General features: G+C 68.1%; 9 protein-coding genes and 2 pseudogenes. 4 read left to right on the forward strand and 7 right to left on the reverse strand.

Translation table 11 applies throughout. From position 1 onward, the window contains the following. Positions 1-895: pseudogene (locus tag Ahu01nite_RS14910) on the forward strand (hypothetical protein); the annotation flags it as partial. Positions 896-976: 81 nt separating this feature from the next. On the opposite strand, the gene Ahu01nite_RS14915 reads toward Ahu01nite_RS14910, so the two are convergent. The 3 genes from Ahu01nite_RS14915 to Ahu01nite_RS14925 all read right to left on the reverse strand — a co-directional run bounded on the left by Ahu01nite_RS14915 (position 977) and on the right by Ahu01nite_RS14925 (position 5105). Next, positions 977-1645 carry a DedA family protein gene (locus Ahu01nite_RS14915; protein ID WP_203837113.1) on the reverse strand — a complete coding sequence of 223 codons (669 nt, stop codon included), beginning with the start codon at positions 1643-1645 and terminating at the stop codon, positions 977-979. A gap of 176 nt (positions 1646-1821) precedes the next feature. Next, positions 1822-4680 carry a GH92 family glycosyl hydrolase gene (locus Ahu01nite_RS14920; RefSeq protein WP_203837114.1) on the reverse strand — a complete coding sequence of 953 codons (2859 nt, stop codon included), beginning with the start codon at positions 4678-4680 and terminating at the stop codon, positions 1822-1824. A gap of 62 nt (positions 4681-4742) precedes the next feature. Then, the gene (locus Ahu01nite_RS14925; protein WP_203837115.1) at positions 4743-5105 is read right to left on the reverse strand and encodes a DNA polymerase ligase N-terminal domain-containing protein; all 363 of its coding nucleotides are present in this window, start codon (positions 5103-5105) and stop codon (positions 4743-4745) included. Between the two features lie 69 nt (positions 5106-5174). On the opposite strand from Ahu01nite_RS14925, the gene Ahu01nite_RS14930 reads away from it, so the two are divergent. After that, positions 5175-6905 (forward strand): sulfatase-like hydrolase/transferase, encoded by a 1731-nt coding sequence (locus tag Ahu01nite_RS14930; protein WP_239158851.1) that lies wholly within the window; start codon positions 5175-5177, stop codon positions 6903-6905. A 316-nt stretch (positions 6906-7221) separates the two neighbouring features. Here Ahu01nite_RS14930 and Ahu01nite_RS14935 read toward each other — a convergent pair whose 3' ends face one another. Next, positions 7222-8217, reverse strand: coding sequence for an alcohol dehydrogenase catalytic domain-containing protein (locus Ahu01nite_RS14935; protein ID WP_239158852.1), 996 nt, complete (start codon positions 8215-8217; stop codon positions 7222-7224). Between the two features lie 89 nt (positions 8218-8306). Here Ahu01nite_RS14935 and Ahu01nite_RS14940 point away from each other — a divergent pair, with 89 nt between their 5' ends. Then, positions 8307-8855 carry a TetR/AcrR family transcriptional regulator gene (locus Ahu01nite_RS14940; RefSeq protein WP_239158853.1) on the forward strand — a complete coding sequence of 183 codons (549 nt, stop codon included), beginning with the start codon at positions 8307-8309 and terminating at the stop codon, positions 8853-8855. Between the two features lie 127 nt (positions 8856-8982). Next, a complete protein-coding gene (locus tag Ahu01nite_RS14945; protein ID WP_203837117.1) occupies positions 8983-15210 on the forward strand; it encodes a fibronectin type III domain-containing protein in 6228 nt (2075 codons plus the stop codon). A gap of 15 nt (positions 15211-15225) precedes the next feature. Here Ahu01nite_RS14945 and Ahu01nite_RS14950 read toward each other — a convergent pair. The 3 genes and pseudogenes from Ahu01nite_RS14950 to Ahu01nite_RS14960 all read right to left on the reverse strand — a co-directional run. Beyond that, positions 15226-15993, reverse strand: a pseudogene (locus Ahu01nite_RS14950) (dolichyl-phosphate beta-glucosyltransferase); the annotation flags it as partial. A gap of 56 nt (positions 15994-16049) precedes the next feature. Further along, positions 16050-17270: an alpha-amylase family protein gene (locus tag Ahu01nite_RS14955; protein ID WP_203837119.1), complete on the reverse strand. Its 1221-nt coding sequence runs from the start codon at positions 17268-17270 to the stop codon at positions 16050-16052. Between the two features lie 21 nt (positions 17271-17291). Beyond that, the gene (locus tag Ahu01nite_RS14960) at positions 17292-18269 is read right to left on the reverse strand and encodes a hypothetical protein (protein ID WP_203837120.1); all 978 of its coding nucleotides are present in this window, start codon (positions 18267-18269) and stop codon (positions 17292-17294) included. Positions 18270-18388 lie beyond the last annotated feature (119 nt).

Consider the following 18388-nt stretch of genomic DNA (forward strand, 5'->3'; position numbering starts at 1 on the left):
GCCGGGTCCCGGTCAGGGCGTCGTGCCGGGTCCCGGTCAGGGCGTCGTGCCGGGTCCCGGTCAGGGCGTCGTGCCGGGTCCCGGTCAGGGCGTTGAGATGTATCCCGCGTATGGCGGGGGTGGGTCGGGGTCGGGGGCGCCGCCTGAGTGGCGGCCGCCGACCGGGGGTGAGGGGCAGGCCGGTGTCGGTAGGCATCGGGCGAAGATCGCGGTGGCCGGGGCTCTCGTGGCCACCGCGATCGCCACGGCCGGCATCACCGTCGGGATCGTGAAGGCCGGCGGGGACGACAGCGGCAGTTCGGCGGCCGGTGGTTTCGGCGGCGGCGGGCAGGGCTTCCCCGGCGGCGGCCAGGGCGCGACGGGCGGCGGCCAGGGTACGACGGGTGGCGGCCAGGGGACTACGGGCCGTGGTGGCGGGACGACTACGAGCGCGCTGCACGGCACGTATGTGGTGTCGGACGGTAACGGCGGTTATGTCACGCAGGAGACGCAGGCCGGCACGGTGTCGGCGGTCAGCTCGGACTCGATCACGGTCAAGAGCGCGGACGGCTACAGCAAGAGCTACACGATCGGCGGCGACACCAGCGTCGACAACGGCCAGAGCAAGATCACGGAAGTTGCCTCCGGGCACACCGTCCGGGTCGTCGCGACGGCCTCGGGGGACACCTCGACGGCCACGACGATCACCGACTCGAACCTGGCCACCACCACCCAGCAGGGCGGCACCCAGGGCCAGCAGGGCGGCGGGCAGCAGGGCGGCGGCTTCGGCCAGGGCGCCGGCCCCGGCGGCACCACCCAGCAAGGCGCGACCCAGAACGGCACCGCTCAGCAGGACGGGACCACTCAGCAGGGTGGGGGCACGACGACGCAGGGCGGGACCACCACCGGTACGTGACGATCGAGGACCGCCCTGAATAACGCAGGTCGTCGTGTTTGCGGTTGTCCCGCCACGGTCACGCGTAATTAAATAGGCCCGTCACGCCTTGGATTCGGTCGTTTTGACCGCCTCGGCGAGGCGGGCCTTTCGCTTGCGGATGTGGCGCATGTGGAAGAAGACGTAGGCGCCGATGGCGAGAATGACCGCGGCTATCGCGAACCATTTGTATTCGTGGGCGCGGTCGATGATCTCGACCAGATGCGTGCCGAGGAGGTACGCGATGGTTGTCCACCAGCCCACCCACAGCGCCGCGCCGATCGCGTTGTAGATCAGGAATGTGCGCCACGGCATCGCGGTGATGCCGGCGATCACGCCGTTGAGCTGGCGCAGGCCGTCGATGAAGCGGGCCACGACCACGATCCGGTTACCGCGGCGGGCGAAGAACAATTCAGCCCGTTCCAGGCGTTCCGGGGTGATGAAAATGTATTTCCCGAAACGGTGTACCGCCTTGCGGCCGCCGCGAACGCCGATCCAGTAGCCGATGTTGTCGCCGAGCACGGCTGCGACGAAGGCGATGATTCCCACCGCCCAGATGTCCAGGCGTCCCCAGCTTGAGTAGATGGCCGCGGCCACCATGATCGTCTGGCCGGGAGCGGGCATCCCGAAACTCTCCACCAGGATGATGGCGGCAACGGCCAGGTAGCCCCATTTGTCGAGGATGGGGGCCACGCTGTGCAGGAAGCTCGGCAGGTCGGCGGAGGGCGGCATGGGCTCGGCAAGCTCCCGTCGTTGGCTCTGGGACCGGCGGCCCCGATCTCACACGGTATCCACCGGCCCGGGACACAAACCAAGGTGTGCCCCGACGATCCCTCGCCAGGGCACACCTTGTCCGGCTTCCGCCGGGTTAGCAACCGCAGTGCAACTAGCTCCGCGGGGGCACGTCGCTAGTTCTGCGGGGGTACGTCGCCCGGGCCACTACCCCAGGTCAGGCTGGGGGTGGTCGACAGGGTGTAACTGAGCTTTGCGCCCTTGGTGACCGCGTCGGCGGCGAGCCATCCCTTGGTGGTCGTTTTCCCGTTCACAGTCAAATTCTTTACGTAGATCGCCGTGTCGCCCGTGCGTGGTGCCTCGATCGTGAGGTCCTTGCCGGTCGCCAGGTGCACCACGGCCCGCGGGAAGAGCGGGCTGGTCAGGGCGAGTTCGGCGCGGGTCGGCACCGTCGGGTAGAGGCCGAGGGCGGAGAAGACGTACCAGGCGCTCATCGTGCCGGCGTCGTCGTTGCCGGGGATGCCGCCGGTGCCGTTGCTCCACTTCTGGTCGATGATCGCCCGGACCGTCTCCTGCGTCTTGTACGCGCTACCGAAGTAGTTGTAGAGGTACGGCGTCTGGATGTCGGGCTCGTTGGTGGCGTCGAACTTCGTGCCGCTCGTGGCGCTGAGGTCGAACGTGCCGTCGGGCTTGCGGAAGAAGCTGTCCAGCCGCTCGATCGCCGTGGCGTTCCCGCCCATCTTCTGGGCCAGCGTGGTGACGTCGGAGTAGACCATCCAGGTGTACTGCGCGCTGCTGCCCTCGACGAAGCCGGTGCCGGTCGAGGGGCTGAAGCCACCGGCCCAGGTGCCGTCGGCGTAGCGGTCGCGCATCCAGCCCTTGTGCAGGTCGCCGTCCGGCACCGGGGTCGGCACCGCCGGGTCGGCCAGTTCCAGCTCGCCGAGCTGCACGATCGGCTCGCCGCCGTTCGCCGTCACGGTCAGCCGGTAGTACGCGTACGGCTGCGGGTCGGCAATCGCGTACTCCTTGGTCTGCCCGCGCTGTTCGAAGCTCTGACCGGCCTGGGTGTCGAGCGTCGTCCACGTGGTGCCGTCCGCCGAGCCCTGCAGCGTCCAGTCCTTCGGGTCGCGGCCGGGTACGTCGTTGGCGGACGTCAGCGCGTACCTGCCGACTGTCAGCGGTGCATCCGTCCTGGCCTGCACCCAGCCGGTATTGGCGAACGTGAGCCACTTGGTGCCCTTGTCGCCGTCGAAGGCCTGGGCTTTGCCCTCGCCCGGGGGGTTCTCCGCGCTCGCCTGGATCTCGGTGATCCGCTCCCGGATGTTGTGCTCGAGGCCGGCATCGATCTGCGCGTTCACGTCGAACACGTTGCGCCAGTTGTGCGAGCGGGCCAGGAAGGCGGCGTACTTGTCGTCGTCACCGACGGCCTTGGCGAGCTGGGCGATGCCGTAGTCGGCCGCCGCGTCCTCCAGGGTCTCCGCGGCGCCGCCCCAGCAGTGGCAGTCGTCGGCGGGGACGTAGCCGAGCTGGAGGTACTTGTCGAGGGCGGGGCGCTGGCCGACGCACTCGACATTGCAGCCCGCGTCGCTGGAGTCGTTCGCCGTCGGTACGGTTGCGGCCGTGACGAGGGAGTCGAACGCGCCCTGGACGTCGAAGTCGCGGGCGCCGAACGCGTACATGCCGGCCACGGCGGCAGCGGCCGGGTCGCCGGACATCACCGCGGTCTTGCCGTGCTGCAGCAGCCAGCGGTCCCATTCGCCGTCGCGCTGGGTGGCATAGTTGAACAGGCTCTGCGCGTAGTCCGCGGCCATCTTCGGGTCGAGCAGCGCGAGCAGCTGAACCTGCGCCCGATACACATCCCAGCCGGAGAACGTCCCGTATTGGGCCTTTTGTCCTGTGGATAACGTGTGGACAGCGTCATCGGAGCCGTAATACTTGCCGTTCACGTCGCTGGTCAGCGTCGGTTCGAGCATCGAGTGGTAGAGCGCCGTGTAGAACGTCGTCTTCTGATCCTCGGTGCCGCCCCCGATGCCGATCTTCTTCAGCCGGGCCGACCAGGCTGAACGCGCGCCCGCCTGGATCGCGGCGAACGAGAGCCGGTCGGGTGACTCCGCCGCGAGGTTCGCCGCCGCGCCGTCGAGGCTCACGTACGAGATCGCGACGCGCATGTTCACGTTCGTGGTGCCGGGTGCGAAGGTCACGTACCCGCCGGAGCCCTTGCCCGCGACCGGCCGGCCGGTGCTGCTGTAGCCGCTGCCGCCCTGCGCGTCCGTGCTGCCCGGCGTGAGGGTCGCGTCCTTCCACGTGCCGGTGGCCGCGAACGGCTGGTCGAGCTTCGCGGTGAAGTGCAGCGTGTAGTACGCGTGCGAGTTGTCCGTGCTCTGTGGCCCGCAGAAGTTGCCGGCGCTGACCGAGCCGGTGATCGTCTGCGTGACCGGGTCGATGTGCACGCTCGCGTCCTCGCTCCCGGTCTCCGACATCGAGGTGCGGAACAGCAGGTTGGCGGCCTTGTCGGCGGGGAACGTGAACTTGCCGAAACCGGTCCGCGGGGTGGCGGTCAACTCCGCGCCCGCGCCGCTGTCCAGCCCGACCTTGTAGTAGCCGGGCTTGGCGACCTCGTTGGCGTGCGAGAACGTGCTGGCGAAGACGGCGTCGGTGGCGTCCGCGGTCGGCGAGCTGGTGATGTCGCCGACCTGCGGCAGGATCGGTATGTCGCCGTTGGCCCCCGAGCAACCGACCCCGCTGAGGTGGGTCAGGCTCAGCCCGCGGATCCGGGTCGCCGTGTACTGGTACCCGCCGGGTGCCGGGGTCGAGATCTGGGTCCCGCGCGAGGTCTGCGGGCTCCACGCCAGCATGCCGAACGGCGTGACCGCCCCCGGGTACGTGTTACCGAGGTTGGTGCTGCCGATGAGCGGGTTCACGTAGGCCGCCGGGTCCGAGACCAGCGGCGGGAGGTCGGCGGCCCGGGCGGCCGCCCCGATCGGGACTGTCAGGGCCAAACCCGCGAGGGCGGCTACGGTACGGCGTCCGAGCATGCGATTCCCCTACTGACATCGATGTCATGCCATGTCGAGGATCAGCCTCCATCCATACCTTCCTATGTGTCAATACGTGGCTGCTCCTTGGTCAGATGGAGCAGCCAGTTGGGCGGGTCGGTGTGGATCAGGGCAAACCGGCGGGGCGCGTCCCGGCCGTGGAGGGTGAACACGAACCGCTTCTCCGACCGGTCGACGAGCTCCCACCAGCCGATGTCGGCGATGAATTTGTGCTCGTCCGTGTAGGTCAAGTGATCCAGATCATGATCGGGCACGGCGACCGCCAGCCGGTTGTGCGCGGAGTCGGGCGGCAGGCCCTTGGGCAGCGCCCACGAGCGCAGCACACCCCCTTCTTCCAGGCGAAGATCGAAATGCGGGCGGGGCTTGCGATGGTCGTGCAGGACGAACGCCGGTTGATCGGTCACGCCTGCATTGAACTACTGCCCGGCGAGATCCGTAACGCCTTCTGGAGTGTCCCGGAGGAGGGCTACGTCTTGTCTGTTTCAGAAGCTCCGGCTTCGGCCTCGGAAGAGGCCACCACGGATGCTGCTGCGGCGTCTGAAAAAGTGCCCGGCCGTTACAAGAAGATCGCAGGCCATGCCCTCACTGCCGCGGCCATACTGCTGATCTTCGCCGCACTGATCCTGCCCAACATCATCAGCCGCTTCGAGCGCCCGGGCACCTACGTCCGGCTGCCGATCGAGGGCTTCGTCGCCATCGGGCTGCTGCTGCTCATCCCCAGCTCCAAGTGGAAGCGGATCGCCGCCGGCGTGCTCGGCGCCGGCCTGGGCCTGCTCACCATCGAGAAGATGCTGGACATGGGCTTCTACAAGTTCCTGGCCCGCCCGTTCGACCCGGTGCTCGACTGGGTGCTCTTCGACGACGCCGAGTCCTTCGTCAAGGACACCGCGGGCACCCCCGGCGTGGTCGGCGCGATCGCCGTCATCGCCCTGCTCGTGGTGCTGGTCCTGGGGCTGACCACGCTGTCCGCGCTGCGGATCATCAAGGTCGCCGACCGGCATCGCCGGATCACGCTGAGCACGGCGGTGAGTGGCACCGCGCTCTGGACGGTGCTGCTGCTGGTCGGCGTGACGACCTTCAACAACATGCCCCTAGCGGCACAGAGCAGCTACGCGTACGCGTACGCCCGTGCCCACATGGTCAAGCGCGGCATCAACGACGAGCGCAACTTCGCCCGCGAGGTGCAGATCGACGCGTACGCGACCACCCCCGCGGACCAGCTCCTCACCTCGTTGCGTGGCAAGGACGTCCTGCTCACGTTCGTGGAGAGCTACGGCCGCTCCGCGATCGAGGACCCGGCGCTCAACTCCGGCACGGTAAAGGTGCTGGACGACGGCTCCGCGTCGCTGGCGAAGGCCGGATATGTCGCCAAGAGCGGCTGGCTGACCTCGCCCACGGCCGGCGGCGGCAGCTGGCTGGCCCACTCGACGCTGCTCTCCGGGCTGTGGATCAACAACCAGCAGCGCTACCGCAACCTGACCTCCAGCGACCGGCTCACGCTCACGAGCCTGTTCAAGAAGGCCAACTTCGACACGATGAGCGTGATGCCGGGCGCCACCCGGGCGTTCCCCGAGGGCAACTTCTACGGCTACAACCGGGTCTACGACTCCCGCAACACCGGCTACGTCGGCCCCAACTTCGGCTGGGGCCCGCAGCCGGACCAGTACACGCTCGACTGGTTCCAGAAGAACGTGCACGGCCCGGCCCACTCGCCGCTGTTCGTGGAGATGCCGCTGGTCTCCAGCCACACGCCGTGGGCGCCGCTGCCGACGTTCATCGACTGGGACGACGTCGGCGACGGCTCGATCTACACCCAGCTGCAGAAGAGCGCCAAGCGGGCGGGCACGGTCTGGAAGGACCCGGCCAAGATCAAGCACGAGTACGGCCGCTCGGTCCAGTACACGCTGACCACGATCATCTCGTACCTGGAGAAGTTCGGCGACGACAACACCGTCATGGTCTTCCTCGGCGACCACCAGCCGGCCCCGATCGTCGTCGGCGACAACGCCAGCCACGATGTGCCGATCACCATCGTCGCCAAGGACAAGGCGGTCCTCGACAAGATCGCCGACTGGAACTGGACCGACGGCATCAAGCCCGCCACCAACGCCCCGGTCTGGCAGATGAGCGACTTCCGCGACAAGTTCCTCACGGCCTACGGCCCCAACGCCGACGTCAGCCGCGCACTCTCGCCCCCGCGTTAGGGCGCACCGCGTTAGGGCGCATCCGGCGGATCATGGCGGCATGCGCCGAGGTCCGTCAGATGCGCCCTCGTGTCGTGCGATGGCGGCAGGAGCTGGTTATGGGCACGAAGTTGCGCCGGAAGCGGCTATGCCGCAACCTTCTGCGGCGTCAAGTGTCAAACGTGGGCCAATCGCGTCTGGGCGGAAAACATGTGTTGTGCTGTCAGACGCGATTGGCCGGATTTGACGAGCGAGATTGCAGAAAGTTGCTGGATCCCAGGATCCGGCGCAACATTTAGCCTCACTGCGTAGGCGATCTTCCCCCTGGCATGACCCATCACATCTCCAGCACCACGCGGTAGCGGGCGTCGCCGCGGCGCACCCGCTCGATGGCGTCGTCGATCCGTGCCACCGGGTAGGTCTCGATCTCCGCGACGATGCCGTGCCGGGCTGCGAACTCCAGCATGAGCTGCACCTCGACCGGTGTGCCGACCACGCCACCGACGACCCGCCGCTCACCCGTCATCAGGTCGATGCCGCCGAACGACACGGGTGCGTGCGGCACCCCGACGAAGCACAGCGTGCCGCGGGGCCGGAGCGCTTTCACGTAGTCGCCCCACGGCAGATCTCCGGGCGCGGTCGACAGCACGAAGTCGAACGAGCTCGCCGTCAGGTCCTTGGCGGCGATGACCTCGTGCGCCCCGAACCGCCGGGCGTCCGAAGCCTTGGCCGCCGTCGACGTGATCGCGGTGACGTGGCAGCCCCACGCGGCGAGAAACTTGATCGCCAGGTGTCCGAGCCCGCCGACACCGACAACCGCGACCCGGTCCGTCGGGCGTACGCCGTTCCGCAGCAACGGCGGGAACACCGTCGATCCGGCGCACAGCAACGGCGCCGCCGCAGCCGACGGCAGAGCCTCGGGGATCTGCTGAACGTGCCGCCAGTCGCTGGCCCGTACGTGACTCGTGAACGCACCACCGTCGCCCCGGCCCACGAGGTCGTCCTTGTCCGGGCACAGGTTCTGCCGGCCGCTGAGACACCACTCGCAGGTCTCGCAGGACCCGCCGATGGCACCGACCCCGACCCGCTGCCCGACCGCCACGAACCGCGGATCCACGTCGGCGCCGACCGCGGTGACCACTCCGATGGACTCGTGCCCGGCGACGAACGGGAAGCGCGTGATCCCGTAGAGGTCGTCGATCAGGTTCACATCGGTCAGGCACACGCCGCAGTGACTCACCGCGACCTCGACCTCGCGTGGCTTCAACGGCGGCGCGTCACTCTCGATCGCCCGCACCGCAGCGCCCGCTTTCTCGACCGTGTACTTCAGCACGACTGCCTCCAGCTCGTTACCGACTAGTTGGTAACTAACGTAGGGCGACCTTGCCAAGAACGCAACCGACCAGTTGGTAACTTGTCATCATGAGAACCCGCGACGCCGACGGCACCCGCAAACGTATCCTCGCGGCGGCGACCGAGGACTTCGCCGAGCACGGCATCGCGGGAGCCCGCGTCGACCGCATCGCAGCACGCGCCGAGGTGGCCAAGGCCCAGATCTACGCCTACTACGGCGACAAACTGGCCCTCTTCCGCGCGGTCTTCAACCAGAATGCGGCCGTGCTCGTCGAGGCCACCCCGTTCACCCCCGACGACCTCCCCGGGTACGCCGTAGGCCTCTACAACGGCACCATGGACCGCCCGGACCTGATCCGGCTGCTGACGTGGGCCCGGCTCGAAGGCGTCCCCCCGAACCTGGACGACGACGCCTGGCAGGAAAAGCTCGACCAGGTCGCAGCGGCCCAGACAGCCGGCGTGGTAACCCCCGACATCAGTCCGGCGAACATCCTGGCCATGCTGGCGGGCGTCGCACTGAGCTGGTCAGCCGTCGCCCCCATGGTCCTCCCGCCCTCCGCCGACGACGAGCACCGCGCCGCCCTGCGTCTGGTCATCGAGCGCTCTTTCCACGCCTAGCCCGGGGATATCCCCCTTCCCCAGCCGTCCCGCCGCCAGCGGGGCTAGTTGAGGAAAAGTCGTATTCGCCACAAAAAACCTGCTTACGGTACGCGCGAATCGACTCACCCTCAGCCCTGGGACAACCATGTCAACGTCAGTTCGCCGCACCGTCATCGCAGCAGCCACCGCCTTCCTCATGGGGGCCGCGTTGCTAACGGCCCCCGCCCCCGCGCTCGCCGCGACCACCGCACTCGACCTCACCGTGGTCGCCGGCACCGGGACCACCGGATCGTCGAACACCGGTACGGCATTGACGTCCCAGTTGAACCAGCCGACCGACGTCGCGTTCGATCCCGGCGGAAACCTGTACATAGCCGACGGCGCGAACTGCCAGGTCAAGAAGGTCACCCCGCAAGGCGCCATGACCGTCGTCGTAGGCTCGGTCTGCAACCCACTTCCAGGTCTGATCCTTCCGAGCGGGCAGGCGACCGTCGCGCAACTTGGGACGCTCAGCGGTGTCGCCTACCACGGCGGCAACCTCTATGTAGCCGATCAGACCAGAGGCGCTATTTACAAGGTCGACCAGAACGGCGTCATTTCGTCCTACATGGTCGGCGCTATGTTGCTCGGAGTGCCGAGCTCGGCGCCTTTGACCAACGGGCCCGTTTTCCCCAAATCGGTGAGCGGGCTGAGGCAGCTCACGGTTGTCGGTAACTACCTGTACTTCGCAGCCGCTGGCAACCGCCAATTCGCCAAAGTCGACCTCACCACGGACACCCTCAGCGTCGTCGCGGGCACGGGCTCGGCCGGGCACGCCGGGGCGGGTGTCGCGTTGAACCAGACCTTCACCACCCCGGCGGGCATCACCGTGGATCCGGAAGGTGGGTTCACCTACCTCTCCGAGACCAGCTTCGGCGGCGAGGTCTACAGGGTCGACACGAACGGCAACCTGTCGGTCATCAGGAGCGGGCAGACGTACGAGGCGCTCGCCATGAACGCGGGCGGCGAGCTGTTCGGGGCGAACGGGTACGGCTTCCTGGACCGGATCGACGTGGGGAAGTACGTCGGGGACCTGACGCTGTTGGCCGGGAATCTGCTGTTCGCGTCGGTGCCGGCCGTGAACGGCCCGGCTCTGAACTCGCCGCTCGCCCAGCCGTACGGCCTCGACGTCGACCCGGACGGCCGCCTCTACATGGTGCTCCGCGGCAGCGGGCAGGTCGTGCGGCTTGCGAAGACGGCGATCGCTCCCGGAGCGCCCGTGGCCCCCACGGTGGTCGCAGGTCCGGGGCAGACCCGGGTGAGCTGGACCAAGCCGGCGAGCGACGGTGGTTCGACGATCACGACCTACAAGGTGCAGGCGTACCTGGGCAACGACGCTGTGGAGGGCAAGACCTGCTCACCGGAGACGACAATCCTGCTGACGTGCGACGTCACCGGTCTGACCAACGGCCTCACGTACACCTTCCGGGTGCAGGCGAGGAACACCGTCGGCTGGGGCGTGGAGTCGAGCGCTTCCGATGAGGCCACCCCGCTGGCGGTCCTGGGGGCACCGAACGTGGTCGCTGCGGTGCCCGCCCCGGGCAAGGTCACCGTGAAGTGGAACCCGCCGGCCTCCGACGGTGACTCACCGATCACCAAGTACGAGGTCCAGGTCTACGCCGACAACCAGCTCGTCCTGGACAAGTCGTGCCTGCTGACGATCGCCCCCCCGGTAGAGCCCACCCCGGATCCGACGGTTGATCCCACGGTTGACCCGACCGTTGATCCCACGGTTGACCCGACCGTTGATCCCACGGTTGACCCGACCGTTGATCCCACGGTTGACCCGACCGTTGACCCGACTGTCGATCCCACGGTTGATCCGACCGTTGATCCGACTGTCGATCCGACCGTTGATCCCACGGTTGATCCGACCGTTGATCCGACTGTTGATCCGACTGTCGATCCCACGGTTGATCCGACTGTTGACCCGACTGTCGATCCGACTGTTGATCCGACTGTCGACCCCACGGTTGACCCGACCGTTGACCCCACTGTCGACCCCACGGTTGATCCGACTGTCGATCCGACTGTTGACCCCACGGTCGATCCGACTGTTGATCCGACTGTTGACCCCACTGTCGATCCGACAGAGGAGATCCCGGGTGGAGGGGGCATTCCCGGGGGAGACCTCAGTATCTCGGGGAGGCTGGCGGCCTCGCTGGCATTGCGGCTCGAGCTTGAGGTGAAGCCGCCCCTGGAGGCTGTGACGGTGTTGCAGTGTGATGTGACCGGCTTGACGAACGGTACTGAGTACACGTTCATGGTGAAGGCGACCAACCAGGCGAACGCCACTGCCACGTCGGCGAGTTCGCTGCCGGCCACACCGGTGGACAAGCCGAAAGCGCCGGGCGCGCCGCAGGTGAATGCCGCCGCCGGCAAGGCCGTGGTGACCTGGTCCGCGCCGGACACCGGCGGTGCGAGCATCACCGAATACGTCGTCCGGGCGTACACCAAGGATGTGGATGGTCCTGTCTCTTCTTGTGTGATTGAGAATGTCACTGAGTCGACGGTGCTGGAATGCCCGGTCAACGGCCTGACCAACGGCGTGGCCTACACGTTTACGGTGACGGCGAAAAATTCGGAGGGTGACGGGCCGGAATCGGCTGAGTCGGCACCGGCCGCTCCTCTCGACAAGCCGGCGGCACCGACGGTGACCGGGGCGGTTCCCGGCCCGAGGGCAGTAACAGTTCGCTGGTCGGCGCCTGCCGACGGCGGCTTGGCGATCGTGGAGTACGTCGTCAGCGCGTACAAAGCCGGTGTGCAGGCGCCCGTCGGAACGTGCTCGCTGGGGACGATCACCCAGCAGACGGAGCTGGAGTGCGCTGTTCCCGACCTGGTGAACGGCGAGAAGTACACGTTCACGGTCACGGCGCGGAATTCGCTCGGCACCGGTCCGGAGTCTGCCGCGACGACGGCGGTCACCCCGGTCGACAAGCCGGCCAAACCGCTGGTGACCGCCGCGGTTTCCGGGTCGGCGAAGGTGACCGTGAAGTGGATTGCGCCGGAGGACGAGGGTGGCCTGCCGACCACCTATCTGGTCCAGGCGTACAAGAACAATGTCGCGGTGAACAACGCGACGTGCGTGCCGGTGCAGCCGGTGCAAGCAGTGATCAGCCTGCTGTCGCTGCCGGAGTCGCAGTGTGATGTCACCGGTCTGACCAACGGTGACGAATACACGTTCACCGTTACGGCGAGCAACACCATAGGTGATACCGAGTCTGATCCGTCGCAGCCGGCCATTCCGGTCGGCAAGCCGGGGGCGCCGTCGGTGACCGGTGTGCAGCCCGGCGCGGAGCGGGCATTGGTGACGTGGTCCGCGCCGACGCTCGACGGTGGCACGGCGATCACCGAGTACGTCGTCCGGGCGTACGCGAAGGGTGGGCAGTCGCCTGTCGCCTCGTGTCCGTTGACGGATGTCACCAAGGCCCTCGAGTGTGAGGTTGTCGGGCTGGTCAACGGCGAGACGTACACGTTCACCGTGACGGCGTACAACAAGATGGGTCCGAGCGAGGAGTCAACGCCGTCGCAGGAGGAGACCCCGATCGATGTGCCGGGCGCGGCCGCTATCACGGCGGCGCTTCCCAGCCCGGAGAAGGTGCTGGTCAAGTGGTCCCCGCCCAGCCTTGACGGCGGGTCGGCGATCACCAAGTACGTGGTGCGGGCGTACCGGGGCAACACGGCGGTCAACTCGTGTTCGCTGGACGATCTCACCGGTTCGCCCGCGCTGCAGTGCGAGGTCGCGGGTCTGACCAACGGCGAGAAGTACACGTTCACGGTCACGGCGTACAACAAGAAGGGCAAGGGCAAGGAGTCCGCGGCGGAGCAGGAAGCGGTTCCGCTGGACAAGCCGAAGCCGCCGAAGGTGACACAGGTTGTCCCCGGTCCGGAGAAGGTCCTCGTGAAGTGGGACGCGCCGGAGGACACCGGTGGTCTGCCCATCACCGATTACGTGGTGCAGGCGTACCGGGACGGGGTCGACCTTGAAGGTGTCGGCTGTCCGTTGCCGGACGTCACTAAGGATTCGGTGCTCCAGTGCGAGGTCACCGGTTTGACCAACGGTGTGAAATACACGTTCAAGGTTTCGGCGGTCACGAAGTTCGGTGACGGCGAGTTCTCCGTAGCTTCACCGGAGGTCGTCCCGGTGGATGTGCCGGGTGCGCCGACGGTGACGGCGGCGGTGGCAAGCCCCGCGAAGGTGACCGTGACGTGGTCCGCGCCGGCGGTCGGCGGTGGCGCGGCGATCACCGGCTACCTGGTGCAGGCATCCAAGGACGGCGTGGCAGTCGCAGATGCCACCTGTTCGCTGACGGGTGTCACCGAGGAGACGGTGCTGGAATGCCCGGTCACCGGTCTCACCAATGGCACCGCGTACACGTTCACGGTCAAGGCCACCAACAAGGAGGGTTACGGTCCGGAGTCCGGTCCTTCGGCCTCGGCCACACCGGTCGACAAGCCGAAGGCGCCGGCCGTCACCGCGGTTTCGGCCGGGCCGAACGTGGCGTCCCTGACCTGGGCCGAGCCGTCCGATACGGGCGGCCTGCCGGTCACCTCGTATCGGGTGCAGGTCTATCAGGACGGAGTGGCGGTCAAGGACAGCACATGCGCGGTCTCCACGCCGTTCGCGTCTCCGTTGACGTGCAGTGTGTCGGGTCTGACCAACGGCACCACCTATACGCTGCGGGTGGCCGCCACCAACTCGGCCGGCACCGGACCGGAGTCCGCTGACTCGTCGGCCGTCACCCCTTCCGTGCCCGTGCCGCCTGTGCCCGCGGCACCCGGTGCTCCCGGGACGCCGACGGCTACGGCCGGGGTCTCGTCGATCACGGTGTCGTGGCCGGCCGCTTCCGGAGTCGTCACCGGCTACACGGCGTACGCGTCGCCGGGCTCGGCCTCCTGCACCACGTCCTCGGCATCGGACCGGTCCTGTGTGATCGGGGCGACCGCGGGCACCAGCTACACGGTGACCGTTGTCGCGCGTGGTCCCGGTGGCGCTTCGGTGGCGTCGGGAGCGTCGAACGCGGTGATTCCGACCGCGCCGGTGGAGCCGACGACCGTACCCACGGATGTCCCGGTGACCCTGACCACGGACAAGGGCCAGTTGTCGATCGCGACGCCGGCCCAGACGATCACCGTTATCGGTACGGGCTTCGCGCCGTTCTCGACCGCGAAGGTGACGATCTACTCCGACCCGATCGTGCTGGGCACCGTCACCACCGACGCCAACGGCTCCTTCTCGGTGCCGGTCACCATCCCTGCGGGCCTGGAAGCGGGCAACCACACGTTCCTCGCTTCGGGCGTGGACGCACAGGGCCAGACGCGGCAGATGGCGTTGCCGGTGACGGTGGCGCCGTCCAGCTCGGACAGCTCCGGTGCCAACGACGAGAACCAGACGACGACGCTGCCGGTGCCGAAGGGCGGTGGCATCACGCTGCTGGACGGCGACGGCAACCCGGCCACCACGGTCACGATCCCGAACCAGGGAACGTACGCGGTGGACGCCACGACAGGCATCATCACGTTCGTCCCGGTCACCGGTTTCGTCGGTAAGGCCAAGCCGGTCACGTACCGGATCACCGACTCGATCGGGACGATGATCACCGGTACCTACACCGCCGTGGTGACGGAGTTCAGTGCCCCGAACCCCGGCGGCCCGGAACCGTCGACCGGCTCGGTGAAGGTGGTCGTGCCGAAGCTCGTCGTCACCAGCGGCCAGCCGAAGAGCGCCACCATGACGGCCACCGCGACGTTCACCGCGGCGGTCAAGGGCCGCAGCACCGTGAAGCTCTGGAGCACGGTCTCCGGCAAGCGGGTCGTCCTGGGCACCGGCACGATCAGGACGACCACCGCCGGCAAGCGCGTGGCGGTGCGGGTCGTGCTGAACCCGCTCGGCCGGGCCCTGACCGCGCGGCCCGGCGGCTATGTCGTCGCCGTTTCGATCACGACCGTGCCGGACTCGGGTAAGACGTTGCGGGCCAGCAGCCGGACCAACCTGGTGCTCAGCTCGTTCACGGCACCCCGTGCGGTGTACTTCGCGACCGCGTCGGGCTCGGTCAGCAAGGCACAGGCCAAGTACCTGACGACCATGCGGGCCAAGCTGCACGGCGTCAAGTCGGTCACCTGCGTCGGGCACACCGATGACCGCGGCAACAAGGCGGCGTCCCTCGCACTGGGTCGCAAGCGGGCCAAGGCGGTCTGCAGCGTCCTCGCGGCCAGGCTGCACTTCCGCACGGTGATCGTCACGAAGGGCGACGCCAACCCGTCGGCGACCAACAAGACGAAGGCGGGCATGGCCCGTAACCGTCGCGCCGACATCATCGTCAACTACCGGTAAACCGCACAAGCATCAGACCAGGACTCGGTCGGGGAGAGCTCCCCGGCCGAGTCTTGCTTTGATCTCGGCCAGCGGCAGACTGCGCACCGTACGCCGCATACGTGCGATTCCCCGAAGGTCCTCGGCCGCCGTGGCCACGATGTCGACCTTGCTGTTCGGGTCGTCGACCCAGTCGACCGGCACCTCATGCGTACGCAGCCCCGCCTTCTCGGCCAGCACCAGCAGTTCGGTGTCGAAGAACCAGCCGGTGTCCTGGACCAGAGGCAGCACCGCGCGCCCGACGTCGGAGCGGATGGCCTTGAAACCGCACTGGGCGTCGGTGAACCCGGCCGACAGCGTCGCGCGCAGGATCAGGTTGTAGCTGCGGGAGATGAATTCCCGCTTCGGTCCGCGCACCACGCGGGAGCCGCGGCGCAACCGGGAGCCGATGGCCAGGTCGGAGTGCCCGGAGACCAGGGGCGCGACGAGCGGGAGCAGCGCCGCCAGATCCGTGGAGAGGTCGACGTCCATGTAGGCGCAGACCAGGGCGTCCGACTGCAGCCACACCTGCTTGAGCGCCCGCCCTCGGCCCTTCTCCGCGAGGCGCACGACGGTGACCTCCGGCAGGTGGGTCGCCAGGTGGTGGGCCACCTGCGGGGTCATGTCGGTGCTCGCGTTGTCCGCGATGGTGATGCGGAAGGCGAAGGGCAGCACCTGGCGGCAGTAGTCGAGGAGCCGCAGGACGCTGTTCTCCAGGTCCTTCTCCTCGTTGTAGACGGGGATGACGACGTCGAGTGTGGTCATGCCCTTCACGATCGGCCCGTAGCCTGGGCCCGGTTTGTGCCCTCGCTATGGGTCGGCTATGAGACGACCTTCCAGCTCTGTGGTGCCAGCTCGATCTTGTCGGTGCCGGGCCCGGGCACCACCGCCGGCTCATCCGCGGCGTTCAGGGCGACAACCAGGCTCGAATCACCGTCGTACGCCTCATAGACGAACTGCTGATTGGCCAGATGAACCGTACGGGTACGCGCCCGGTGCAACCACGGGTTCCGCCGCCGCAGCCCGATCAGCTCCTGGTGCAGGCGATAGAGCTTTTCACCGTACGGCGCCAGCCCGGCAGGCTCGTCCGGGAACTCGGGACGCACCGCGTCATCACCGCCGGCGCGATCCTCCTTGACGCCGCGGAACCCCTGCTCGTCACCGGACCAGATGCTCGGCGTGCCCGCGGTGGTCAGCAGGAACGCGAGGGCGAGCGGGATGTGACGCTCGTCGGTGAGCCTGCTCGCGATCCGCGTGACGTCGTGGTTGCCGACGAACGTCTGCGGCACGAACGTGTCGAGGAAGCCGTTGTGCCGTTCCAGCGCCCAGCTCAGCTCGAAAAAGTTGCCGTCGTTGAGGGCGCTCCACGTCGCCTTCCACAGCTCGTACTGCGTCACCGAATCCAGCGTCGACCGGGTGACAAAATCCGCGTAATCGCCATGGATGACCTCGCCGAACGCGTACGACTCCGGGAATTCCGCCCGGACCCGGGGCAGCACCGTGGCCCAGAATTCGGCCGGGGTCGCATACGCCGCGTCCAGCCGCCACCCGTCGGCCCCACGCCGCAGCCAGTGCTTCATCACATCGCTGACGTAATCGGCGACGGCCGGCTCGGCATGGTTCAGCGCGACGAGCGAGTCATGCCCCTCGAAGTTCGCCAGGGACCCGTCGGGCCCGCGCCGGACCCAGTTGTCATGGCCCAGCGCGGCATGCCGGCGCCCCACGTGGTTGAAGACGCCATCGAGGATCACCCGCAGACCCCGGCTCTTCGCGGCAGCGACGAGCTCATCGAACTCGTCGTCGCCACCCAGCCGCGGGTCGATCCGAAAATGGTCCACAGTGTCGTACCCGTGCGTCTCGGACGCGAAGATCGGCCCGAGCAGCAGCCCCGACGCGCCCATCTCGATCGCATAGTCGAGCCAGGGGAGCAGCTTGCCCAACCCGCCGCCCGCGTTACCAGGCTGCGGCGGATAGGCGCCGGCAAACCCGAGCGGGTAGATCTGCCACCACACCGCGTGCTGCACCCATCCGGCCTCGGTCATCCGGCCACTCTACGACCGGCCCTACTGCTTGGCAGCCTTCCGCGCCGCCTGCACGACCTTGGTCGCCGTCTTCTTCGCCTGACCGGCGGTCGTCTTGGCTGCCGTGGTCGAAGTCGAGGTGGACGGCGTGGTGGTGGACGGCGTGGTGGTGGACGGCGTGGTGGTGGACGGCGTGGTGCTCGAAGTGGGCTTGGTGCCGGCTGTGGGGCGGGCCGGCGCAGTGGTGCTGGCCGTGACCCTGGTGACGGTCTGACCGGAGGCGTTCTGAGTGCCGGAGACCTGGACGAACAGCCCGGTGGTGAGGTCCGCGAACGTGGCGGCCTTGCCGTCGACGGTCACGGTGGCCTCTGACCCCACAACGACCGCTGTGCCGGAATCGGTCGAGCTCGTGCTGGTGTCGTCACTCCTGCCGCGCGCCGGTCGGGTGACGGTGAGCGTGCCGGTAGCCGCGTCGATCGCGCTGATCGTCCCGCCGAGCCGGAAGTCCCAGCTGGTCACGGCGGTGACCGTGGTGATCGTCTTGGTCTCGCTGTCCGAGGAGCCGGAGCCGAATCGCACCCGCGCGCCCACTGGCACGTCGGCCAGGGTCGCGGCCTTGCCGTCCACGGTCACGGTGGCGCCGCTGCCGATGGTCACAGTCTCGGTGGCCGCAGTGCCATCCCTGCCGCGCCGACTGACCGTGACGGCCGAAGCGCTCGCATCAACCGCTGTAACCGTCCCCCCACCGCGCCCATCACGCTCGCCGTGCCCGCCGCCACGAGTGCCGTGGCCGCCCCGCCCCGCGCGGTCGCCGTCCTTCGCCGACGACCCGGAAGAAGACGACGACCCGGAAGAAGACGACGACCCGGAAGAAGACGACGACCCGTTCGAGGGCGACGAGGTCGAGCCGGTGGAGGGGGAGGGGGTGGAGACGGCCGCGGTGGCGGGGGCCGCGAGGAGGCCGGCCAGGGCGATTCCGGCGACGGAGGCGAGGACGGCGGTGAGGTGGCGCTGGCGCATGGGCGGGCTCCTGGGGTGGTCGGAAGCGGTGGATCAACAGCTCCGACGATCCGGGGTGCGCCTGTGCGGACCTTAGTGATCAGGGTGCTGTCCGGCTGCGTGCCGGGTGCAGCCAGGTT

Source organism: Winogradskya humida (assembly GCF_016862215.1).
Lineage (GTDB): Bacteria > Actinomycetota > Actinomycetes > Mycobacteriales > Micromonosporaceae > Actinoplanes > Actinoplanes humidus.